At 44.6% G+C, this 23,443-nt stretch carries 22 protein-coding genes; 10 read left to right on the top strand and 12 right to left on the bottom strand.

Going from position 1 to position 23,443, the window contains the following annotated elements; all coding sequences use genetic code 11:
* Positions 1-69 precede the first annotated feature (69 nt).
* A complete protein-coding gene (locus CW735_RS17915; protein WP_071980842.1) occupies positions 70-891 on the bottom strand; it encodes a lipase family protein in 822 nt (273 codons plus the stop codon).
* A 7-nt stretch (positions 892-898) separates the two neighbouring features.
* Complete coding sequence (locus CW735_RS17910; protein WP_198521017.1) at positions 899-1,702, bottom strand: UDP-2,3-diacylglucosamine diphosphatase; 804 nt, start codon at positions 1,700-1,702, stop codon at positions 899-901.
* 174 nt (positions 1,703-1,876) lie between these two features.
* On the opposite strand from CW735_RS17910, the gene CW735_RS17905 reads away from it, so the two are divergent.
* Complete coding sequence (locus tag CW735_RS17905; RefSeq protein WP_100973055.1) at positions 1,877-4,339, top strand: ligase-associated DNA damage response DEXH box helicase; 2,463 nt, start codon at positions 1,877-1,879, stop codon at positions 4,337-4,339.
* A gap of 7 nt (positions 4,340-4,346) precedes the next feature.
* Positions 4,347-5,090, top strand: coding sequence for a ligase-associated DNA damage response endonuclease PdeM (pdeM, locus tag CW735_RS17900; RefSeq protein ID WP_071980840.1), 744 nt, complete (start codon positions 4,347-4,349; stop codon positions 5,088-5,090).
* A gap of 189 nt (positions 5,091-5,279) precedes the next feature.
* Here pdeM and CW735_RS17895 read toward each other — a convergent pair whose 3' ends face one another.
* The 3 genes from CW735_RS17895 to folM form a co-directional block, all read right to left on the bottom strand.
* Positions 5,280-6,173 (bottom strand): carbon-nitrogen hydrolase, encoded by an 894-nt coding sequence (locus CW735_RS17895; protein WP_100973054.1) that lies wholly within the window; start codon positions 6,171-6,173, stop codon positions 5,280-5,282.
* Positions 6,160-7,224 carry an agmatine deiminase family protein gene (locus CW735_RS17890; RefSeq protein WP_071980838.1) on the bottom strand — a complete coding sequence of 355 codons (1,065 nt, stop codon included), beginning with the start codon at positions 7,222-7,224 and terminating at the stop codon, positions 6,160-6,162. The genes CW735_RS17895 and CW735_RS17890 overlap by 14 nt, the downstream gene beginning before the upstream one ends.
* A gap of 125 nt (positions 7,225-7,349) precedes the next feature.
* The gene (gene folM / locus CW735_RS17885; protein WP_100973053.1) at positions 7,350-8,057 is read right to left on the bottom strand and encodes a dihydromonapterin reductase; all 708 of its coding nucleotides are present in this window, start codon (positions 8,055-8,057) and stop codon (positions 7,350-7,352) included.
* Positions 8,058-8,219: 162 nt separating this feature from the next.
* Here folM and folE point away from each other — a divergent pair, with 162 nt between their 5' ends.
* Complete coding sequence (gene folE, locus CW735_RS17880) at positions 8,220-8,906, top strand: GTP cyclohydrolase I FolE (RefSeq protein ID WP_071980836.1); 687 nt, start codon at positions 8,220-8,222, stop codon at positions 8,904-8,906.
* A gap of 114 nt (positions 8,907-9,020) precedes the next feature.
* On the opposite strand, the gene CW735_RS17875 is transcribed toward folE, so the two are convergent.
* Positions 9,021-9,260 carry a hypothetical protein gene (locus CW735_RS17875; protein WP_071980835.1) on the bottom strand — a complete coding sequence of 80 codons (240 nt, stop codon included), beginning with the start codon at positions 9,258-9,260 and terminating at the stop codon, positions 9,021-9,023.
* 417 nt (positions 9,261-9,677) lie between these two features.
* The gene (locus CW735_RS17870; RefSeq protein ID WP_071980834.1) at positions 9,678-11,630 is read right to left on the bottom strand and encodes an alpha-amylase family glycosyl hydrolase; all 1,953 of its coding nucleotides are present in this window, start codon (positions 11,628-11,630) and stop codon (positions 9,678-9,680) included.
* A 293-nt stretch (positions 11,631-11,923) separates the two neighbouring features.
* Between CW735_RS17870 and CW735_RS17865 the strand changes: the two genes are divergently transcribed.
* A complete protein-coding gene (locus CW735_RS17865; RefSeq protein ID WP_083595329.1) occupies positions 11,924-13,144 on the top strand; it encodes an MFS transporter in 1,221 nt (406 codons plus the stop codon).
* Between the two features lie 171 nt (positions 13,145-13,315).
* On the opposite strand, the gene gloA2 is transcribed toward CW735_RS17865, so the two are convergent.
* A complete protein-coding gene (gloA2, locus tag CW735_RS17860; RefSeq protein ID WP_071980832.1) occupies positions 13,316-13,699 on the bottom strand; it encodes an SMU1112c/YaeR family gloxylase I-like metalloprotein in 384 nt (127 codons plus the stop codon).
* Between the two features lie 79 nt (positions 13,700-13,778).
* Positions 13,779-14,729, bottom strand: a complete 951-nt coding sequence (locus CW735_RS17855) for an aldo/keto reductase (protein ID WP_100973052.1) — start codon at positions 14,727-14,729, stop codon at positions 13,779-13,781.
* A 229-nt stretch (positions 14,730-14,958) separates the two neighbouring features.
* On the opposite strand from CW735_RS17855, the gene CW735_RS17850 reads away from it, so the two are divergent.
* The 5 genes from CW735_RS17850 to CW735_RS17830 all read left to right on the top strand — a co-directional run bounded on the left by CW735_RS17850 (position 14,959) and on the right by CW735_RS17830 (position 19,305).
* Positions 14,959-15,492 carry a lipocalin family protein gene (locus CW735_RS17850; RefSeq protein WP_100973051.1) on the top strand — a complete coding sequence of 178 codons (534 nt, stop codon included), beginning with the start codon at positions 14,959-14,961 and terminating at the stop codon, positions 15,490-15,492.
* Between the two features lie 195 nt (positions 15,493-15,687).
* Positions 15,688-16,248 (top strand): PhnA domain-containing protein, encoded by a 561-nt coding sequence (locus CW735_RS17845; RefSeq protein WP_071980829.1) that lies wholly within the window; start codon positions 15,688-15,690, stop codon positions 16,246-16,248.
* An 89-nt stretch (positions 16,249-16,337) separates the two neighbouring features.
* On the top strand, positions 16,338-17,387 hold the full coding sequence (pyrC, locus tag CW735_RS17840) for a dihydroorotase (RefSeq protein ID WP_100973309.1): 1,050 nt from the start codon (positions 16,338-16,340) through the stop codon (positions 17,385-17,387).
* Between the two features lie 40 nt (positions 17,388-17,427).
* The gene (dbpA, locus tag CW735_RS17835) at positions 17,428-18,807 is read left to right on the top strand and encodes an ATP-dependent RNA helicase DbpA (RefSeq protein ID WP_100973050.1); all 1,380 of its coding nucleotides are present in this window, start codon (positions 17,428-17,430) and stop codon (positions 18,805-18,807) included.
* A 63-nt stretch (positions 18,808-18,870) separates the two neighbouring features.
* The gene (locus CW735_RS17830; RefSeq protein ID WP_100973308.1) at positions 18,871-19,305 is read left to right on the top strand and encodes an ACT domain-containing protein; all 435 of its coding nucleotides are present in this window, start codon (positions 18,871-18,873) and stop codon (positions 19,303-19,305) included.
* A 77-nt stretch (positions 19,306-19,382) separates the two neighbouring features.
* Here CW735_RS17830 and CW735_RS17825 read toward each other — a convergent pair whose 3' ends face one another.
* On the bottom strand, positions 19,383-21,440 hold the full coding sequence (locus CW735_RS17825; RefSeq protein ID WP_100973049.1) for a M13 family metallopeptidase: 2,058 nt from the start codon (positions 21,438-21,440) through the stop codon (positions 19,383-19,385).
* Between the two features lie 352 nt (positions 21,441-21,792).
* Here CW735_RS17825 and CW735_RS17820 point away from each other — a divergent pair, with 352 nt between their 5' ends.
* On the top strand, positions 21,793-22,431 hold the full coding sequence (locus CW735_RS17820; RefSeq protein WP_100973048.1) for an RraA family protein: 639 nt from the start codon (positions 21,793-21,795) through the stop codon (positions 22,429-22,431).
* Positions 22,432-22,443: 12 nt separating this feature from the next.
* Here the strand turns inward: CW735_RS17820 and CW735_RS17815 are convergent, their stop codons facing one another.
* Both CW735_RS17815 and CW735_RS17810 read right to left on the bottom strand, forming a co-directional pair.
* Entirely contained in the window at positions 22,444-22,779 is a 336-nt protein-coding gene (locus tag CW735_RS17815; protein WP_232368320.1) for a gamma-glutamylcyclotransferase family protein, read from the bottom strand.
* 165 nt (positions 22,780-22,944) lie between these two features.
* Complete coding sequence (locus CW735_RS17810) at positions 22,945-23,385, bottom strand: hypothetical protein (protein ID WP_198521016.1); 441 nt, start codon at positions 23,383-23,385, stop codon at positions 22,945-22,947.
* Positions 23,386-23,443 lie beyond the last annotated feature (58 nt).

Here is a 23,443-nt window from a genome sequence, read left to right as displayed (position 1 = left end):
CCTTTTAAAATTTCTATTAAATCTACATACGGTAAAATTGGGGCAAAGCGACCACTTTCGCAAGTGCGCTTAGTGCTTATCAAAAAAGTCTTTATTACGAATGTATTTATGCATGTAGTGGTAAGAGATGGGCGAAATTAGCCACTGGGATAGAACGCGATATAGTCGCCAAATAGGTTTGGCGTTATCGTAAACCCGTTCGTTGTGAAGCCAGAGCGAGCGCCCGACATGCTTAAACAGACCGGGGATGGGCGGCAGAAATGTCACTATATCTAAGTCGCAGCACACTCGAAACGTACGGTGGTGAAGTAAGTAGTGCTTGTAATAACGCAAGTAACTGGTTGAGGGCTGTCCAAATGTAACAACACGGCGCACCGATTTTGGGAATTTTAGCTCCAAACGTTGTGCAGCTAACACGGCCATTGCGCCACCAGACGAATGCCCGGTTAGAGTAATGCGCTTTCCCGCCTCAATAAGAGGCGCTAATTTAGTTTCAATGTCCTCATAAATACTGAGGTTTTTGGGCTTTGTATTTTTCCCGGTTGGATCAGTAGAAACAGATTGGCTTCTCTGATTAAGCAAAAATTGATAGCCAAAGTGCACAAACCCATTGTGCGCAGATTTATCTGCAAATTGACCTTTTGCTTTACTTGGAAAAATACAAAAGTTGAGTAGCCAGTCCCGCAACGATTGGGTTCCTCTAAACAGTACAATGACTTCTTTTTTGTTAGGGCGGCAAAGAATTCTGGCTACAACAATGCCTCTGGCGTCAGTTACAGCATGGTGGTGCTGTGCCGAAAAGCCCAGTGAGGCATAGTCAAATTCTTTCGGGTACGCCAACTTGCAAAGTACCGCATATCGTTCGTACTGATAACGCTTAAGTTTTTTCAAGAGCGAATTAGGCTGCCTTATTGGTTGTGTCTAGATGACTAAAATCAAGTTCAGATACAGTATCTTGTTTGGTATAAACCACCCAATCAATTAGCTCTAACTTTCCGGTACTATCTTCAACTAGCGCAGAGCAGTTTTCTATCCAGTCACCGTCGTTCACGTAATGAATTCCATTAACAATGTCCGACTCTGGGTGATGGATATGGCCGCAGATTACACCGTCTAACTTAAGGTCTAAGGCTCGCTTTGTAGTGGCGTTTTTATAACGCGCTATCGCTTTATTTGCCCCTTTAACCCGCTGCTTAATGTAGCCGGCAAGCGACCAATAGTTCTGTTTTCTCCAGCGGCGGATTAAGTTAAACCAACGATTAGCGAACAGCAGGGCATCGTAGGCTTTATCTCCTATCCAAGCATGAAAGCGACCTAGTGTAACGTCTTGATCGCATTGATCTCCGTGCAGCACAAGGTAGCGTTTATTAGCCGCTGTTTCATGAATATATTGGCGTTTTATTTCAATATCCCCAAACTGCATTCCAGAATACTTTTGTAATGGTGCATCGTGATTACCAGGTAAAAAAACCACCTTGGTAGAGTCATGACTTAGCTGCATAATTTTATGGATAACTTCGTTATGCGCATCTGGCCAGCGAAATTGCTTGCTCATAGACCACATATCAACAATATCACCCACTAAATACAGTGTGTCGCAGGTCATGTTGTTTAAAAAATGAAGTAGAAAGTCTGCTTTGCAGTCTTTGTTGCCAAGGTGTGTATCTGAGATAAAAACACTTCTGAAATGGGGGGCCTTAATCATTGAAATGCTCAAATAGGTCGTTTGGTAGCTCTACCCTAATGGCTTATCTTGACAGTAAATTGACACCTTGATGACGATACGGTTACGACAAGGGCTTAATCGTTCCCCTTGTTAATAAACCTTAGTCGCTAGCGAGCGTATAACGAGTAAAAATTTAGGTAAGAGATACAAATGAAATCCGTTCCCCCAGTGTTTGCTGAGTGGTTTGACAAGAAAGGCTGGCAACTGCGTGATTATCAACGCACTATGCTGGTGGAAAAAGACAAGCACGACTGCACGTTACTTATTGCGCCCACGGGAGCAGGTAAAACCTTGTCTGGTTTCTTACCAAGTTTAGTAGAGCTGTATGAGTTAACGACTTCATCGGGCTTTAGCGGCTTACATACTCTCTATATCTCTCCTTTGAAGGCGTTAACCCAAGATATTCACCGAAACCTGCTGCAGCCTATCGAGGAAATGGGGCTGGACATTAGTGCCGAAACGCGCACAGGAGACACGCCTTCTCACAAACGCCAGCGTCAGCGTAAAAAGCCTCCTCATATTTTACTGACCACGCCGGAATCCCTCATGCTAATGCTTAGCTATGCCGATTCAGATAAGCTTTTTGGCAAGTTAAAGCGGGTTATTATCGATGAAACCCATAGCTTAATGGCTAATAAAAGAGGGGATTTCCTATCTCTTGCGTTAGCGCGTTTATCGATACTGTCACCTGCCTTAAAGCGAATAGGGCTGTCGGCAACGGTTGCCTTTCCTGACACCTTGGGAGCTTGGCTTGCAGGTAACGATAGCCAAGCCAATATTGTAAAGGTGAAAGCGGGAGAGAAGCCTAAAGTTGAGATGCTTCAGTCTAAAGCGCGCATGCCTTTTGGCGGTTTCATGGCTCGTTATGCTATTGATGATATCTATGAAGCGATAGAGAAAGCCAACACAACCTTGGTTTTTGTCAATACACGCGCCCAGTCTGAGCTATTGTTTCAAATGTTGTGGGAGGCAAATAAATTAGCGCTCCCTATCGCGCTTTATCACGGGAGTTTGAGCAAAGAGCAGCGGCGTAAAACCGAAGCAATGATGTCCAGCGGTTTGCTCCGTGCCGTAGTGTGCACATCTGCGCTTGAGCTTGGTATAGACTGGGGAGATGTAGACAAAGTTATTCAGGTAGGCGCACCTAAGGGTGTGAGCCGTCTGTTACAGCGAATCGGACGCGCCAATCACCGGCTTGATGAACCCAGTGAGGCATTACTTGTTCCTGCAAACCGCTTTGAAGCACTAGAATGCCAAGCTGCTATCACAGCGATAAATGCAGGTGAGTTAGACGGTGATGCTCCACATGCGGGGGCTCTTGATATTATTCCGCAGTTTATTTTGAATTGCCTGTGCAGCCAAGCCGACACTCCAGATACATTATATGCCCAAATACTTAACGCTACGCCTTATCAGGGGTTGGATAGAAGCGACTTCGAGAAACTGTGGCAGTTTACCCTTGATGGCGGCAGCGCTCTCAATGCCTACGAGCGTTACCAAAGGCTGACTAAGAATGAAGACGGTACGTTTTCGCCGGCCAATCGCCGAGTAATACAGCGCCATAGACAAAACATAGGCACAATTGTTGAGTCGGGTCGTCTGAAAGTGAAGCGTATACGGCGTGGTAATCAGGGAAAAATTATTGGTGAAGTAGAAGAGTATTTTGCCCAGCAGCTTACCCCAGGAGATACTTTTTACTTCGCCGGAGAAGTGCTCAAGTACGAAGCAATAAGAGATATGCAGCTGCATGCAAAACCCGCAAAAGCAAAAGAGCCAAAAATTCCGAGTTATAGCGGCGGTCAAATGCCTCTTTCTACTTATTTAGCCGACGGCGTTAGAGCCATTTTAGCCAAGCCCTCCCAATGGAAAACTTTGCCAAAGCAGGTTCAGGAGTGGCTAACGCTTCAAGAGGCGTTCTCCCAATTACCTAAACCTGATAGCGTACTGGTAGAGCAGTTTCCGTTTAGACAGGCTTATTACACGCTTTTCTATACCTTTGACGGTAGAAAAGCCAATCAAACGCTGGGAATGCTGTTAACCCGCCGTATGGAAAAAATGAGTATAAAACCGCTCAGTTTCAGCGTTACCGATTACGGACTTTCGATCGCCGCAGTGAACCCGATAACGCAACAACAGCTACAGCGCCTTTTTCAACCTGATATACTTGGCGACGAGCTTGAAGATTGGATGCTGCAAGCACCCATGCTTAAACGGTCTTTCAGGCAGGTGGCGGTAGTGAGTGGGCTTACAGAGCAGCGATACCACGCAAGTCAAAAAACCATGAAGCAGGTTACGTTTTCCACTGACTTAATTTATGACACCTTGCGAGAGCACGACCCCGACCATATTCTTTTAAAAGTGGCGAGGGAAGATGCAGAGCGAGAGCTACTAGACTTAACGCGGTTGGCGAATTTATTGATTCGCTATGTGGATAACGCCACCTTGGTCAATTTAGAAAAGGTTTCGCCTATGGCGATCCCTATCGTGCTAAACGTTCGCAGCGAGCAAATTAAAGGTGCAGGGGCTCAGGCCATTATTGAACAAGCCGATCTCTATGCAGAAGCAGAAAATATGTTAGAGGATGTGCGCGCACTGCTTTCACAACAAAAATAGGTATCAATTGGCAATTAGCGATAGTTGGCTAACGCAGCAGTTAGCAAAAAGAACATTGAGTATCACTAAGTTTGCGAACTTGCTGTGGGTACTCGATGCCCGCGGAGTGGCTTACTTACCATCGCTAGACTGGTTGGTCGTATCAGACCTTCATTTGGAAAAAGGCAGCTATTTACGCAGTTATGGAAATCCGCTGCCCAGTTTAGATTCACAAGCAACGTTAAAGCGGCTCGAAGCCATTATTCACGACTACCAACCTAAGCGAGTTATCAGCCTGGGTGATAGTTTTCACGATAAATACAGTATGTCTAGAATGACACCAAGTGATCGTGAGCGCTTAAGTGAACTGGTTTTACAGGTAAATGAGTGGAGCTGGGTTGAGGGGAACCACGACCCCGATTTGCCCGACGGCATTCCTGGTGATGCGTGCGAAGAAATACATTTGCATCAGCAGGGCCTTTACGATGTGGTATTTCGCCATGAGCCAAAAGTATTGGCTGTTGAAAATGGCGATGAAGAGTTGAGCAGGGCTCAAATTATTGGTCACTTTCATCCGAAAATGCGTACCTCAATTTCCCGCAGACGCTACTCGGGAAAGTGCTTTGTTGCCACACAAGCTCTGTTTGTTATGCCTGCGTTCGGGCAATTTACTGGTGGGTTAGATATTGATGATGAGGTTATGCTGGCTTTGCTGGATAAAAATGAACGCAAAGCTTTTATGATGTACGACGGTATTATATTCGGGACGTGATTCAATAAAAGTGAATGTTGAGAGTGCATAATTGTAAGCTATGTCTGGGGCGTGTTGATCTTTGCTGTACATTTAGCCTAAAACTCGTACAACAAAGTTCAACACGCCCTAGGGAAATGCTTACTAGACATAGCTCTTTTGACCCGACACATTAGTCACAGCTTTCAAGCTACGAGTGTCTAATTGTTACTAGTCGCGCCAACGCTTAGTTAAATCATCGTAAGCGTCTATGCGACGGTCGCGAAAGTATGGCCAAATACGTTTCACGTTTTCAGTACGCGACATGTCTAATTCAACTGAAAGTGTGGTCTCCCCGTCGGCGTCCGCCTTTGCCAGTATTTCCCCTTGAGCTCCGGTTATAAAGCTTTGTCCCCAAAACTGAATGCCTGGGTCTGCAGGGTTAGGCGAGGGTTCGAAGCCTGTCCTGTTCGCTACAATAACAGGCAGGGAATTAGCGACGGCATGAGCGCGCTGAATGGTTTCCCACGCGCCGTGCTGACGAGTACGTTCTTCATCTGTGTCGTTTACATCCCAGCCAATTGCGGTGGGGTAAAACAATAAGTCAGCACCAGCCATGGCCATCAGTCTTGCCGCCTCTGGGTACCACTGGTCCCAGCACACTAAAACGCCTAGTTTACCAATACTGGTTTGTATTGGCGTGAAGCCGGTATCGCCAGGGGTAAAGTAGAACTTCTCATAAAAGCCAGGGTCGTCGGGTATATGCATTTTGCGATATTTGCCCGCAATTTCCCGACTTCTATCAAACACAACGGCAGTGTTGTGATAAAGCCCAGAGCCTCGCTTTTCGAAAAGTGACGTTACTAAAACAATATTGTGTTTCTCTGCCAGCTCACCGAAAAACTCGGTTGCGGGGCCGGGAATAGGTTCGGCTAAATCGAAAGCGTCGGTATCTTCTTGCTGACAAAAATACAGTGTACTGTGGAGCTCTTGTAGCAAGATACACTCACATCCTTCAGCGGCAAGTTTGGCCACTTGTTCAGCACTTTTATTCCAGTTTGTCGCTTTGTCGTTATCGCTTACGGCCTGTTGTACAAGGCCAACTTTTAACTTAGCTGGGGGCATAAAGTGATACTCCTTTTTTTAAGTTTTCGATAATGACACTTTTTAGCGTGTTCTTTGGCACTTGCATTGAGATACAGTGCAAACTGCCGTATTGCTTTACGAGTACGCGACAGTCAATTGGTTCAACGATATAGGTAGGAAAAGCTTTTTGAATAACTGAAATCGCCTCTCTATCTTCATCCTCTCCATAAATGGGAAGCAAGATTGCGCCGTTACAAATAAGGTAGTTGGCGTAAGATGCAGGAAGCCGATCGCCATCGTCACTTACAATGTATGGCAGCGGTAGTCGATACTGCTGATATTCTGGCAAGCGCTCTGCGCACTCATTACACAAGGCGTTTAGTGCATCGAAATGCGAGTCGTTTGGGCGATTTTCGCAGGCTTGAATAACTAGGCCTGTATCAGGGGTAAATCGTACAAGCGTGTCGATATGACCGTCGGTGTCATCGCCCTCAAGGTGACCATGTTCTAATATTGTCACTTTGCTGGCGCCAAGCATTTCGCAGAAAATGCCTTCGTATGCCGCTAGCGACAGGTCACCATTACGCTCTGGGTTTAGCAAACATTGAGACGTAGATAATAAGTGCCCTTCATCGTTAATCTCAAGTGCGCCGCCCTCAGCAACGATAGGACTGCTGCGCATGACAGACTGACATAATGCGGCGAGATAGCGCTGATTAACAAGGTTATCGTCTTGCGCGTTGAATTTATTGCCCCAACCATTAAACCTAAATTCAGTTGGATGGCCGTTGTCCTCGCTATCTGTACAGGTGATAAAGCCGTAATCGCGCATCCAGGTATCGTTGAATACGGCCTCGACAATCATGACATTAGCCGATGGCGAAATACGCGCTTTTAGATCATCAACATCAGCAGGGGCGCACAGTAAAATTACACCAGCATTGTATCGGTTGACTGCGCTGATTACGTTAAGATATGTCTCTCTAGCTTCTTCTAGCCATTCAGACCAATCTGTTTGCGCGTGAGGCCAAGCAAGCATGATAGCGTCGCTGTCATGCCACTCAGGCTTCATAGTGCGGGAGCCTTGCATAATATGTCTCGGTTAGTAAGTCACGGTGTTAGACGCCAAGTATACCGGCAGCACACATTCCTACCAATACTCTCATTGATATATTTCACCGGCGGTCGGCGTGTAGAGCAAGAATCTGGACTTTGCTATTTTAGGTTTCTTCCGCCGTTTAAATGCAACGTCTGACCAGTGATGTACTCACTGTTCAACAAGTAATGCATTGCTTTTACCGCCTCTTCGGCGCCGGGCACGGTTTCAAGCAACGATTTCTTTAATGCCTTTTCTTTGTATGCATCATCATCGCCTTCATTAAACATCAATAACGCGGGGGCAATGCTGTTTACCTTTACTTTTGGGGCAAGCTTTTTGGCAAAAGAAAGCGTTAGGTTTTGTAGCGCAGCTTTACTCGCCGCGTAGGCTATGTGCTTTTCACTGCCGGTATCTTGCACGTAATCGGTCATATGAATAATGTCGCTAAAACCACCCTGCGATGATAACGATTGCGATAGCGCTAAATTGATTCGGTAAGGGGCTAGAGCGTGTACATTCATCATGCGGTTGAATAGATCATGCTTGTTGTCGTGATCTTTTTCTTGGGCCCAGTCTGAGGCATTATGAATAATCGCGCGGTAGCTCTCACTAACCGCCTTAATATCATCAATTGCTCGATCAATACCCGTCTCAGTGCTAAAATCTGCATGTAAGACGATAGCGCCTTTATCTTTGAGCGTTGAGATAGTGGGTCGCAGCGTTCTGTAGGTTACGACAACGGTATACCCTTCTTCTAGCAAGCTGTCTGCCATTGCTAACCCCAGTCGTTGACTGGCACTTGTAATTAAAATGGGTGATATCAAGGTGTTTCCTAATATGTTGAAATTAAAGTGATATAACGATTGTGAGACAATCTCATGTTGTAAGGCAATGACATTAAAAAAAAGTCATTTTACTGCCTAATCGATCTCTAACGCATTGATGTGCGTAAAAGTTCAAAAAAGAAGTCAAATACGGATAATCCAATGTTAGCAAAAGAAGCGGTAATTGTGCGCGATGCACTAGACCCCTCACTATCTGATTCAGCAAGACGTGTACGAGAAGTTCTAGAGACTAAAGGGCTAGAGACGCCTATGGTTTCTAATAATCTTAGTGATGAACAAAAGCGTACGCGGATTGAAAGTGCGATGCGAGACATCATGGAAACGCTTGGCCTAGATTTAGAGGACGACAGTTTATGTGATACGCCAAAGCGTATTGCCAAAATGTACGTCAATGAGATTTTCGGTGGCTTAGACTATAGGAAGTTTCCTAAGATTACTGCGATTGAAAATAAAATGCAGATTGACCAGCCTGTTCAGGTCTCAGATATCAGTTTGACCAGTACATGTGAACATCATTTTGTGACGATTGATGGAACGGCTACGGTGTCTTATATCCCTAACGACACTGTTATTGGATTGTCTAAAATTAATCGCTTAGTGAGCTTTTTTGCGCAGCGCCCGCAAGTCCAGGAACGCTTAACTCAGCAGGTGCTGGTGGCTATTCAAACGCTTGCGAGAACAGACGATGTGGCGGTGTCGATTAATGCAACTCATTATTGCGTTAAGGCACGGGGAATAAAAGACACGAACTCGTACACTAAAACATCGGCACTAGGCGGAAAGTTTCTTACCGATAGCGAGTTGAGACGGGATTTCTTTGCTAATTAATTTAAGTGCCTAACTAAGACAACACAAAAAACCGCCTGTATCACTCACTACTAGGCGGTTTTTTAATTTTAACTTCTCGGATCTTTGCAGCGCAGATTGTACTTATCAATTTTACTATCTGTAGCGATTGTCCGATTCTACTGCATCAATAACAAGATTCACTCTGCCGCCAATACCGTCTGCTGGTGTAAGGCTTAAATGCTTCTTACAGCCAACGCAAGCGTCAAATTGTTCGATATACATTTCTTTAAGTATACCAATTTGACATGTGTTTATTGCCCCGCAATGGGGACATATGTATTCAAGACTGCTTTCGCCGTGCATCTTAATTTCCTTCTCCATAATGATATCCATATTTCACGCCATTCCCACATTTGCCGTGATTTCCAATTTAAGTCCTATTGAAGTACTAGTGCTTCTAAGCTAGCCAGCAAAACCTCATTATTTAAAAAAACGCTACACCGCTCATTCGGTTTTTTAATAAGCCAGCTTTATACTTAAGTATAGCGTGAATGCTTCTTTTTTCCTGAAAAAATAGTAAAAAAGCTAAATACTTGCTGGAAATGTAATTTTCAATTATTTACGACGAGTTTTTGATTGTTTCGATATTAGAAGTAACGCAATTTATGCGCTAACTGAACGGGAATGCTAGACCAGCGTTTCACCGGTCTAGCACGTTGTTTTGTTGAGGAGTTCTGCGCCTGGCCTCTTACTTTTGACTCTGGTATCAAAAGAAGCAAAAAGAAGCCAAACACATTTTTTCTGTATGTATTAGGCGCCCTTAATCCATAGTTGCTGGAATGGACGCAGTGTAATTACAGATTCGTCGCCTTTGAAGTGTACGCTAGAAAGTAAATCTTCACCCGGATTGCGGCCAAGCGTTGTTAATATTTCGCCATCTACCTGTTGAGGGTATTCACTGAAGTTGCTCAACACTAGTAGCTTTTCACCGTGTTCGTTTTCTCTTAAAAAAGCAAAACAATGTTGGTTGCTTGCCTCTAAGATGAAGGTTTTTGCCTTTCCAAAAACAGCATTGCTCTTGCGTATTTCTAACATATGCTGAAGGCCGTTAAAGACTTTAACGCTTGCTTCTTCTTGCTGACTTAACTCACGATTAACTTCTCCCATTGCGAGGGAAATATCTTCTGGCGTAACGGCAATTCTATTTACCCAGCGGTCATCGTGTTGTTTGGTTTCATCATTGCGATAGCTGTAGTCGTTAAGTTTGGCAATTTCGTCGCTAGAATAGAGGAGCGGGATACCACCGATGCTAAAAGTTATGCCGTAAAGTAGCAACATACGACTAACAGCCTCTTCAACACCTTTGCTATCGCCATTTTGTAGTGCGCTTTCAAGGCCACACAGCGATGCAAGTGAACCACAGACTCGACAATCTCCGTTTGACGGATTTTCTGCAAATGGAACACCGTTGGCGAAACTGCCTTCAAAACGACCTGTAAAGAATTGATTCAAGAAGAAGCGATGGTCGTGCCCATTAATGCCAAGTTCTTGCGCTACGTTATCGTCAAACGTCCAACCAATATCGTCGTGGCAACGCACATAGTTAACCCAAGTGCAGTCGTCTGCGATAGGAAAGCTTTTCTGCATAGAGCGAGTTAATAATCGGGTTTTTCTGGTAGCCAAGCTATTCCATAACAGCGCCATAAGTAACGGGTTGTAAGATAGCTTACATTCGTCGCTACCAATGTACTTATTCACTTCATCTGGGTGAACAATAGCCTCAGACTTGAACACAACCGCAGGAGCAGCGATCTCTAAGCAGCAGGTAAATGCTTGAATTAATACGTGAGCTTTTTCCTGGTTTTCACAGTTTGTGCCCATTTCCTTCCAAATAAATGCCAAAGCGTCGAGACGAAGCGCGGCTGACCCGATATTAGCGAGGAATAACATTTCAGAAGTTATGGCATTAAACACTTCAGGGTTACTGTAATTTAAATCCCATTGAAAGCTATTAAACGTGGTCCAAACCCATTTTTGCATTTGCTCATTGAACGTAAAGCTGCCGCGGCGAACTTGAGGAAATATCTCTCGTAAGGTTTGCTCGTATTGGTCAGGAATAGTTCTGTCATCGTACATGTAATAGTAATTCTGATACTGCCTTTCACCTTCTAACGCAGCTTTTGCCCATCTGTGCTCATCAGAAGTATGATTAAATACAAAATCTAGAACTAAGTTTATGCCTTCCTTAAGTAGCGCGTCTGCAAGCTTTTCAAGATCTTCCGTGGTCCCAAGAATAGGATTTACCTTACGGTAATCAGAAACCGCGTATCCACCGTCGCTGTCGCCAGCCGGTGCGTCGTATAGAGGCATAAGGTGAAGGTAGGTGACCCCAAGAGCCTTGTAGTAAGGAATTCGCTTGTGTAAATCGTTGAGGGTTGGGCCCATTAAGTCTACATAGCAAGCTAAACCCACCTGATTCTCGTCGCGGTACCACAGCGGTGATTTGAGACGATTTTCATCAAGTTTTTTAAGCGCTGGCTTTCTTTTCTTAATGCCATCTCTTAACGTTTCTACCAGTTTTTGTAAATGGTAATAGCAGTCATACTGGTGGCCGTAAACGTAAGTATACTTTTCAAAAAGCGACGGGAAATGCGCTTCTAGACGTTTGGTAAATAGTGTTGCGTCTTTCTTCGTCAAACCTGACAAATCGGTTGATTCCAAGATGCGGTCTAGACAAACATTCACGTCAGCAGCATAGCTCATAGGTGGCTCCAATATGTTACGCAATTACGACTGTTCTGTTGCGTTTAACTAAAGATAATAATTAACGAGTTTACAGCGATTTTAAATTCTGTTAACTTTTATCTTAAACGATTAAGTTATTTTATCAAATAAACTTGTGTATGTATTCGTCAAAAAGTCTATTACTAATGGATGAAAATGGCGTTATAACATGAGCAGGCTTAATTATAGGCGTTAATAGCGGTATTTTTGCGAGACTTACTATGTCCAATCAGGATCCAAATAGCAGAATCATAAGATGGTTAACTTACCTAATGTTTATGATGTTCGCCATGACATCAGACTCTGTAGGTGAAATTATTAAAGAAGTTAAGGTGGCGTTTTCTGTCACTAATGCACAAGCAAGTCTTATGCACTCACTTCCCATGTTGGGCATAGCACTCTCAGGTCTTTTTCTAGGCTTTTTAGCTGATAAAATAGGCCGAAAACCTACTATTATTATGGGGTTAGGCATATTTGGCGTGGCGTGTTATAGCTTTTTAATTGCCGACGATTTCATGCTGATAGTGAGTTTAATGAGTTTGTCTGGTGTTGCCGTTGGTGTATTTAAAACAGGCGCTCTTGCTCTTATTGGTGATATATCGTCGTCGACTAAACAGCACACGTCTACCATGAATGGTGCAGAGGCTTTCTTTGGTGTTGGCGCTATTATCGGCCCTTTAATTGTTGCGTATCTTATTCATCAAGGTGTTGCGTGGCAGTGGCTATACGTGATTGCAGGTGGTGTATGTACGGTACTTATCGTTGGTGCATTGTTCGTGAAATATCCGAACTATACCCGCGAGCAAGGTGACGAAGTAAAAAAAGTTTCTGTTATCCAAAGTTTGTCGTTGGTAAAAAACCCATATGCGCTTGGTTTTTCTGTAGGTGCGTTTTTGTACGTTGCGGCAGAAAGTGCGATTTATGTTTGGATGCCAAGTTACTTAGTGTGTGACGCCTCTACATTGAGAGCAACATACGATTGTTACACCCAAGGTTTTAGTCAAACATTGGCCATCTACTCTGTCACTGCGTTCTTTATTCTGCGTGCAGCAGGTCGCTTTGTTGGAATTTGGATGATGTCTCACTTTAACTGGGCGTTAGTACTTATGCTGTTCAGTGGAGCTATCGTACTTTGTTTTGGCCTTGGCTTGATGGGAGGCAAACAGGTTGCGCTCTATCTATTCCCACTAACGGGTATTTTCATGTCGGTTATTTACCCCACATTTAATTCTAAAGGTATTAGCTGTTTTCCCAAAAATCAGCACGGCAGTGTCGCGGGAGTAATATTATTTTTCACTGCTGCGGGAGCCGCCGCTGGGCCGTTTATAATGGGTCTGGTTAGCGACGCCAATGGTGGAGATGCAAAATACGGGTTTATGGTAGCAACAGCATTTGCCGCTATTTTGTTTGTTGGTATGGTGTATAACTTTGTTAAAAACCCAACGCAAAAGCGATTAGCTGAAATAGAAGCGTCTGAATACAGTAACTCCTGATTGTAGAAGCTTGTACTTAGTGACATGAGCTTTAAAAAACATAGGCGCCAAATGTTGATTTGGCGCCTTTTTTATCTACTACAAAACTACTTAAGCCTTGATTGATAAGACCTATTGAAACCTCGGCTCAATCCCGACTAAAAGCCCAACTTTAAAAATATCTCTTCAAAACTATAGTTCATAAAGCTCTAGCGGTAATTCATCAGGGTCTTGGAAGAACGTAAAGCGTTTGCCGGTATATTCATCTACACGAACAGGTTCACACTCAACTCCACTTTCCGCTAATTTTTTTATCGTTGAATCTAAATTATTCACCTTAAAGGCTAAATGTCTCAGTCCCTGCGCCTCAGGCCGAGAGGGGCGAGTTGGCGCACTGGGAAACGAAAACAGCTCTATTTGGCTACCATCGGGAAGCGCGAGGTCGCATTTGTACGAGTCTCTGGCTTCTCGATAATTCTCAGCGATTATCTTAAAACCTAAAACTTCGGTATAGAAATGTTTTGAACGTGGGTAGTCGCTACAAATAATAGCGACATGATGAAACCCATTCAGCATAGCAGTATCCTTTGTCTAGTGCTTTTGTGTGCCGTTAAGTGTGCTTCGGTATTGTAAAAGCACGCGTTATGAGCCCGCGTTAGGGGACTTCCTGTCCTCGTGCGGCTTCAACAAGGGCGTACCAGTGTTCGCGGGATAAAGAAATGCTTTCAGCTTCTTTGCACGCCTCTAATCGTGAGAGGTTAGTTGTGCCCAGCACAGGCTGTATGTTGGCAGGGTGTCTCATTAACCAGCCAAGCACAATCGCTTCTGGCGTGGTTTGGTATTCACTGGCTAAACGCTTCACTAACTCTGCAGTATTCCTATCTGCTTCACTAGATGTTGCTGCACCTGTATAACGACCCTGCGCGATACTACCCCAAGCCTGAAGCTGAACGTTGTTTAACATGCAATGCTCGAGTGTGCCCGCAGCATAGCCAATATTTCTATTTGCCACACTGTTAGTGGTAATACCGTCTTCTAACCAATCTCTAAAGCCCAAGCTCATTTCCAGTTGGTTAGCAACGATGGGAGTTGAGAGTGCTGATTGTAAAAAAGCAATTTGGTGTCCGTGCATATTCGACACGCCAATGTGCTTTATCTTACCTTGCTGCTGTAACTGGGCTAAGCAGTTGGCCACTTCATGCAGTTCCATTAAAGGGTCTGGGCGATGAAGTAGCAGTACGTCTAGTTGCTCTATGTTTAATCGCGATAGAATTCCCTCAACAGAGGCGTTTATCCAATTGGCTGAAAAGTCGTAACGTTTTGGGCCTAATTCATCTTCAAAGCGTATGGCACATTTAGACTGAATAGTCATCTGCTCTCTAAGTGATGGATTTGCTTTTAACACCTGACTAAACACGCTTTCGGCTTTTCCGAAAGTATAAATATCGGCGTGATCAAACACATTAATGTTAAGCTCTAGAGCCTTGTTGATGATGGCGTGAGTGTTGCTGACATCGCCAGACGTTACCGGGTTGTTGTTCCAGCCTCCGCCAAGCCCCATACAGCCATAGACCATTCTGCTGGCATTAGGAAAGTAGGTTTGCATTGCTTTATCCAAAAAAGTTTATGTAAAAAATCATCTAAAAAGGATGATAAGTAGCTGTCTCAAAAGAACAAGCTAAAGACATGTTCCTCAAACTACGGGAACGTATTGAATGATGATATTGTAAGATACAATAACGCCGATACTCGCTTAATAAAAGCGGTGTATGGATGAATACGGTGATAGATACGACACCTAACACTATGAATACGTATGAACTAAGGAATTTACCATGCGCTTAAGTTTACGATGGCCTTTACTTGTTATTATTGTTGCTTTGCTTGCAAGTTGTACGAGCGTGCCGGACGGTGTGAAACCCGTACAGGGGTTTGAACTTCAGCGGTATCTCGGTCAATGGTATGAGCTTGCGCGATACGATCACAGTTTTGAAGAGGGGTTAACTCAGGTGACTGCCACATACTCTATGCGGGATGATGGCGGCGTTAAAGTCGTGAACAAGGGCTACGCCTCTGACACCGGAAAGTGGGAAGAAGCAGAAGGCACAGCGTATTTCGTAGACGAAGCTACTACAGCACACCTTAAAGTCTCATTTTTTGGGCCGTTCTACGCAAGTTATGTAGTGATGAAGCTCGACAAAGCCAATTATCAGTATGCACTGGTAACAGGTCCTGATAGAGACTACTTGTGGCTACTCGCAAGAACTAAAACGCTGCCAGACAATGTGTTAGCCGAGTTAATGTCGTTTGCAGAAAACGCGGGTTACGACACTGAAAAACTGATCTGGGTCGACCAAAACAGCCAATAGACGGCGCTGTTTTACCAATAGTATTACCTTACATGACAAAGCTGCGATAATACGTCGAAAATGTAAATGTCGGGTAGTCAGTGTTATTGGCTGACGAAAAATACTTATAGTTGTAGCGAAAAGCCTTACTTCGTTGCTGGCATCATAGTCATCAAAATATGCTATCATTGCACACAATTTATTTTTGAGATCTAAATTGTGCTTCAAGACGCCGTAATAGCAAGAGCAAACAATGCCTGTGAACTGTGTAATTCTACCTCTGAAACCGAAGTTTACATGGTGCCCGAATCCCCAGATGAAACTGCCGGAAGCGCTATCTTTACCTGTGGTACCTGCCGCTCACAATTAGAAGGTGAAGAGAGCTTAGACCCGCTTCACTGGCGCTGTCTCAATGACGCAATGTGGTCGCCAACTCAAGCGGTACAGGTGGTTGCTTATAGAATGCTGTCTCGTTTAAGTAGTGAAACGTGGGCGCAAGATGCATTAGACATGATGTACCTAGATGACGATGCGAGAACCTGGGCTGAAGCAGGGCTCATTGAGCGAGATGCAACGCTAGATTGCAATGGAACGGCCCTTCAGACCGGCGATAATGTGCATTTAGTGAAAGACTTAAATGTGAAAGGTGCAGGCTTTACCGCTAAGCGCGGTACACCCGTGAGGGGAATAAGCCTCTGTGATAACCCTTTGCACATTGAAGGTAAAGTGAATGGCACGCGCATTGTTATTATCGCGGCATATACCAAGAAATCTTAGTCCACCGATACTTGCTGTAACGCTAAACGTTACAGAATACGTTAGGCAACAGAATACAAAACCGTTTTTAAGTAATGAGAGAATTAGGCATGCAAACGTTAACTATTACCACTCCTGATGATTGGCATCTGCACTTTCGTGATAATGAAATGCTGGAAGAAACCGTTCCTGCGACAGCGCGTTGCTTTCAACGTGCCATTGTCATGCCTAATTTAGTGCCCCCGGTTGTCAACGCCTCGATGGCGATGGAGTACAAAGCGCGTATTGAAGGCGCTCGTCCAAAAGGCAGTACCTTCGAGCCGCTAATGACATTGTTTTTAACCAATGAAACATCGCCGCAAGATATTATAGACGCGAAAAAAGCAGGTGTTACAGCGTGTAAACTCTATCCTGCGGGTGCAACAACAAACTCAGATGCTGCCGTAAAGGGCATTGAGGCGCTTTACCCAGTTTTTGAAGCCATGCAAGAGCAGGGGCTTTTACTCCTTATTCACGGCGAAGTTACCGAAAGCCACATTGATATATTCGATCGCGAAAAAGTGTTTATCGACACACATTTATCGCGTATCACTGCGGCCTTTCCAGAATTAAAAGTGGTGTTTGAGCATATCACTACAGCCGATGCCGCTGAGTTTGTCGCGCAGGCTAACGAGTTCGTTGCGGCAACAATTACCCCTCAGCACTTGTTGCTCAACCGAAATGACTTATTGGTAGGTGGTGTACGCCCTCATAATTACTGCTTGCCAGTACTGAAACGCAATACGCACCAAAAAGCATTGCGAGAAATGGTAGCCAGTGGCAACAAGAAGTTTTTTCTAGGTACCGATTCGGCGCCGCACGCAAAACACAAAAAAGAAAATGCATGTGGTTGTGCGGGGTGTTACAGCGCATGGTCTGCCATTGAGCTATACGCAGAGGTCTTCGAACAATTAGGTGTGCTCGATAAGTTAGAAGGGTTTGCCAGTCATTACGGAGCAGATTTTTATGGTTTGCCTCGAAACACAACCAAAATGACTTTAGTGAAAGAAAACTGGGATGTGCCGGAGCAGGTAACTCTTGCAGATGGTACTGACATGGTGCCTTTTTACGCCGGACAAACGCTACAGTGGAAGCTGAAGACAGCTTTCCAAGCAATATAACGCACTAGCAAGTGCTTGAATTTCCCCATTGGATAGAAAAATGACAGTTGAAACAATTAAAGACCTTGATATAAACCCGGCAGTTGTAAAAGCGCTTGACGCTCAAGGCATCCATCAATTGTCGCCTATTCAGGCGCAGTCTTTGCCGAGCGCGTTACAGGGAAGGGATATTATAGGTCAGGCGCAAACTGGCAGTGGCAAAACGCTGTGTTTCGTTATTCCTATTTTAGAAAGTATTGATGTTAACGACTTCAACACTCAAGCACTTATACTTTGTCCTACCCGTGAACTTGCCGACCAGGTTGCGGAGCAATTTAGACAAGCGGCAAAACAAATTGGCAACATAAAAGTTACTACACTGTGCGGTGGAAAGCCCATGGGGCCGCAAATTCAGTCATTAAAGCATAGCCCACACATTATTGTTGGTACGCCAGGGCGTATTATGGATCATGTTGAAAAGCGCAGAATTACGTTGAAAAACGTGCGTTTTCGCGTGTTAGACGAAGCAGACAGAATGCTGGATATGGGGTTTGAAGACGACCTGCGCATTATCTTTTCGCCCATGTCATCAAAAGTACAAACACTGTTATTTTCTGCCACCTTTACTGAGCAAATTGAGCGAGTAGCGAATCAGTATTTACGTGACCCAGTATCTTGCAAAGTTGAATCTCAAGATAACAAGCCGGCTATAACCCAATTGGGTTATAACGTTCTTCCCCACACTCGTATTCAGGCGTTAAAAGCGGTGTTAACAGACTACCAGCCCAAAAACGCCATAGTGTTTTGTAACCGAAAAATACAAGTGGCTGAAGTAGTAGAAGAGCTTGTTGAAGAAGGATTTAGTGCGGCGGGCCTAAAAGGCGACATGGAACAGCATGAACGCACAGCCGTACTTATGCAGTTTGCCAGCGACGCATTACAGGTTCTCGTTGCTACCGACGTAGCGGCTCGCGGGCTAGATATCGACGATATTGCCTGTGTAATTAATTACACTGTAAGCGAAGAGCCCGAGGTTCATATTCATCGAATTGGTCGCACGGCAAGAGCTGGCGCAAAAGGTATAGCAATAACTCTGGTGAGTGAAGACGAAGAACACTTCTTAAGAAAAATAGAGGTGTTGCAAGAAGAGGATATTCCGCTTAAAGGTGCCCAGAGCTTGCGCTTTCATAAAAACAAAATTACGCAGCCTGAGTTTACCTGTCTCTCGCTAAGTGCGGGTAAAAAGCAAAAGCTTCGCCCTGGCGATCTTGTTGGAGCCTTAACCAAAGATGCCGGCATTCCCTTTGAAGATGTGGGTAAAATTGCGGTGCAAAACAGCGCAAGTTTTGTGGCGGTAAAACAGCGCAGCGTTAAGCGAGCCATGACACAGTTTCGCGAAGGTAAAATAAAAGGTAAGCGCATTCGAGCGAAAAAGCTTTAATCTATCTCATGGCCTAAGTAAGGTCGTAACAATCATGCTTGCAATAGCACGAGGCAAATGAACATGTCAGCGGAAAAAGAACTCGCTTTGCTTCTTAAAAACCTGTCGCCTGTGGTGAGCGAAGAAGATTATGTTTTTGTATCTTTGCCTGAGGCACAGCTTTCGCCTGATGAAATGTTTAGCAGTTCAGTTGTTTCTACATTGCTGACTAACGCAAAGGGCATGTTTCGAGAAAGCGAAGGTATGACGCTAATTTTGAATCGCGAGTTGGCGCAGCAGCATGAGTTAAAAGGCGAGGGGCCGTTTAAGTGTATCACCTGCGAAGTACATTCAAGCCTTGATGCGGTAGGCATGACAGCGGCGATGAGCACAGCGCTGAGCAACGCCGGTATAAGTGCCAACGTAGTGGCAGCTTTTCATCATGATCATATATTTGTTCAGTCTGCGAAAGCGCAACGCGCCAGCAACGTCCTGAAGGCACTTTCGGATAGGTCTTAAACTGCTTACCCAAATAATAAAGGCTCCTGAATAAATTATCAGGAGCCCTTTTTTAAGCGCTAAGGGTTTTTAGAGCACTACCAAATTTTTACGCGATTTTCTGGTGCCAAATACAGCGCATCGTCTTCGGTAACGTTAAATGCTTTATAAAACGCGGGCACGTTTCTAACTGCGCCATTAGTGCGGAATTTGGCCGGTGAATGAGTGTCCGTTTGCACTTGGCTGCGCAACGCCTCATCGCGATACTTACTAGCCCATACTTGCCCGTAGCCTAAAAATACTCGCTGATCGCCGGTAAAGCCGTCAAGCACAGGCGCTTCTTTACCATCTAACGACAAATGGTAGGCTTTCAGCGCAATGCTAATACCACCTAAGTCACCAATGTTTTCACCTAGTGTGTATTCTCCATTAACGTGTAAATCTGGCAGCACTTCGAACGTATCATATTGCGCTATAAGATTGGCAGTGCGGGCATCAAACTCAGAGCGATCTTTATCTGTCCACCAGTTGCGCAGCACACCGTCGCCATCAAATGTAGAGCCAGCGTCATCAAAACCATGTCCAATTTCATGACCAATTACCGCGCCAATTCCCCCGTAATTAACGGCGTCCTCAGCATTCATATCAAAGAACGGCGGCTGAAGTATGGCGGCCGGAAATACGATTTCGTTAAGCGGTGGATTGTAATAAGCGTTTACAGTTTGTGGTGTCATACCCCATTCGTGAGTCCACACTGGGCCACCTTGTTTTTTCAGCATCTCTTCATACAAAACATCAGACGAGCGCTTTAAGTTACCGAACAGATCGCCAGCATCCACAGTCAGCGCTGAATAGTCTTTCCACTGGTCTGGGTAACCAATTTTAACCGTGAACTTCGATAATTTATCTAACGCTTCTTTACGGGTTTCATCTGTCATCCACTCAAGCTCTTCAATACTACTCTTATAAGCAAGCAGCAGGTTGTTCACCATCTCCATCATGCGCTCTTTGGCCTTAGGCGGAAAATGTTGTTTCACGTAAACTTTGCCAATAAGTTCGCCCACATGCGCATTTGATAAATCTACAGCGCGACGCCACTGTGGTTGCTGCTCTTCAACGCCTCGAAGTGTTTTGCTATAAAAATTAAAGTTGGCTTGGTCTAATTCCGTGGTCAACCTGCTCGCCGATGCGTTTAACAGGCCCCATTGAAGGAATGTTTTCCAGTCTTCAATAGCGGTTTGATGAATAACGGCATCAATATTTTGCATGAAGTCTTTTTGCAACACACCCAACTCGTTTAAATCTGTCATACCAGTGCTTTGAATGTATGCGTCCCAGTCGAAGTTGGGCATTAACGCACGGAGCTCATCAATAGTGAGTTTGTTGTAGTTGGCAGCGAAATTACGCGCCTGCTCTTTTTTCATATGCAGGTTTGCAATACGGGTTTCTAGCTCAAACAACATTTTTGCGCTAGCTTCAGGCGCATCAAAGTCGGCTAGCTCGAACATGGTTTGAATATGTTTTACGTAGGCATCGCGTACTTCTTGAGAGGTTTCGTCCTCTTTAAAATAGTATTCTCGTTCTGGAAGTCCAATACCAGACTGCCATGTATACATTAGGTATTCTTGTGGAGATTTCAGGTCTGAAAATTGGGCAAGGCTGAACGGAGTGCCATAACCATAGCGGGCTGCATAAGCAAAATAGGCGGCCAAGTCGGAATAGTTTTCGATATCTGCTATTTTCGCTAACTCAGGCTCAAGCGGTGTAATACCCAACGCGTCGCGGGTATCTGTATCCATATAGGCGCGATAAAAGTCACCCACTTTCTGTTCGTCACTTCCGGCTTTAAAGTCGCCCTCTGCCGACGATTTTATAATATCCATAACATGATCTTGTGCCTCATCACGCAAGATCACAAAAGACCCATAGCTGGATTTGTCTGCCGGTATTTCAAAGGTGTCCAGCCACTTGCCGTTGACATACTGAAAAAAGTCATTGCCGGGTTTAACGCTTAAGTCCATGTTCTCTTGAATGATTCCGGAAGATAAAGCTTCTTTTTTCACTTCCGCAGCTACACCTGCCTCAGGCACTGTGGTTTGCGGGCTGCACGCTACTAATGCTAATGCAACGCTCAGGCTTAATATGTTACGCAACATGGAAATATATATCCTTTTATCGAACGGCAGCACAATCTTTGATGTTGAGAGTAGTTATACAAGATGGTCTGTCGGAGTTTAAATTATGCGATTGCTTTTTGTTCTCAAGGTCGCTATGCGCTTTACATTGATTGCTAAAAAGCTCGCAGACCTTTACGTTTTAGCATGCAGTGCCTTTTAGAAAAAGCGTTTATAGTGAAAATACACAGCTTGTAACAACTTGTTGCTCTGCCTTTGATATAGTGGAAACCTACTAATGAATTTCAGAGTGAATGAAAAATAGAGTTTTGCTTATATACGGTATTGAAATCAGTACAGTAAATTAAACCCATGTAAATGCTAAGGACCCGCCATGTCGCTATCTAAGTTGCTTTCTACCCCCTCACTTTTTGCCTCAGTGTCGCCCTGCGAGTATGCCGATGCACTTCCTCGAGAGCAGTTTATGGACTACGCCATCAAACCTTTATGGCAGGGTATTGGGCGTATTGCGGGGCCTGCATTTACAGTAAAATGTGCTCCGGGTGATCATTTAATGCTGCACGCTGCAATATATCGAGCGAATCCAGGTGATATCATTGTGGTAGAGGCTGATGATAAGTACGCAGTGGCGGGCGGAAATGTATGCGCAATTGCACAGCAGCGGGGTATAACTGGCTTTGTCATTGATGGGGTAATTCGAGACATTGCTGAAACGCGGGAAAATAAATTTCCCGTCTTTGGCCGAGGCGTCACCCCTAAGCCAGGGGCGAAAAAATGTATAGCTCCTCTTAATCAGCCTATTTTATGCGGAGGGGTTACTGTGAATGCAGGCGACATCATCGTGGCAGACGAAGAGGGCATTGCCGTCATTCCGCGTTCTGAAGCTGAGAGCGCGTTTAAAATCGCCAAAGCCCGAGCAGATAAAGATGCCTCAATGACATTGTCTCAATGGCAAGAACAGCATAGTGAAAAGGTAGAGTCTACTCTTGCCAAGCTGGGCTTTAGAGACTAATGAAACGCAGCATCATTTGTGTTCAGATTGCGTAAGTTCATAAATAAAGGTTTCAACTAACTCTCCGGTTTCAAGTTGTGCGGATGTTATGACGCGGCGATACCCTTCGCCTTCAAAATCGTCAAGCATATCCCAATGTTCCGCAAGCTCTGAGGAGTTAAATACCTGACCGTGAACTTCTTCGCCCTCTTTATCCAAGACTATGCCAGGGAACCCTAGTTCCGCGCCCCAGCCACTAGAGAAAAGGTGACCTTTTACCATCGCTTTTCTCCACGTTCCAGTGACATCTTTCAGCACATGCTCGTTAGGTTTGCCAGGCGCCAATGTGCCATAAATAAATAGATTCATAATTACGCCAACTCCACTTAAACCAATCTCACTCAAACCTAGCCGAGTGCAATTCATTAATCATATAGAACCAGTGATGTTGGGTAAAAGGAATTGTGTACGAGTATAAAAAGTTGCTTGCTCATCAGTTTTACAAATGGGAGCTGTTTGGTTATGCCTGATTGCCTATAGATGATTGTCTATAGCTGACCGCTGCTGCCAAGAGCCTACAGCAAACAGACTGCCGATAAACAAACAAATACCAGAACTGACTAGCCAAAACGTCAGGCTGTTTTCTGGGAACATTGGCATTAAGCCAACAAAAGACACGCCGCGAATTATCAATATACCCGCAATAAGTATCAGCGCTAATTTAGTAAACGGTAAGCGCAAGATGACTCCTGCGCCTGAGAGAGCATACACCGACCAGACTAAGAGGATGAAAACTATAACGGATGTCACAATTGTTGGATACCAAAGCCCTTGCTCTGCCATTCTAGCCATCTGCTCGCCAGCACCAAAGAAACGATACCAATCGCCGCCAAAAACTATGCAGCCAAGGTGTGCTAGTGCCGCTGCAAAGCAACATATTGCCGCTGCTATAAGATACTTATTGGTAGAGTGCATCATTCCTCCTTGAATGCTAAAGCCTTTGATGAAACGGCGGTAAACAAAGACCCACTAT

The sequence above is a fragment of the Alteromonas sp. MB-3u-76 genome, assembly GCF_002831605.1.
In the GTDB taxonomy this organism is placed as follows: Bacteria; Pseudomonadota; Gammaproteobacteria; order Enterobacterales; family Alteromonadaceae; genus Alteromonas; species Alteromonas hispanica.
Note: the sequence above shows the minus strand (reverse complement) of the source record. Positions and strands in the feature narration are given on the sequence as shown.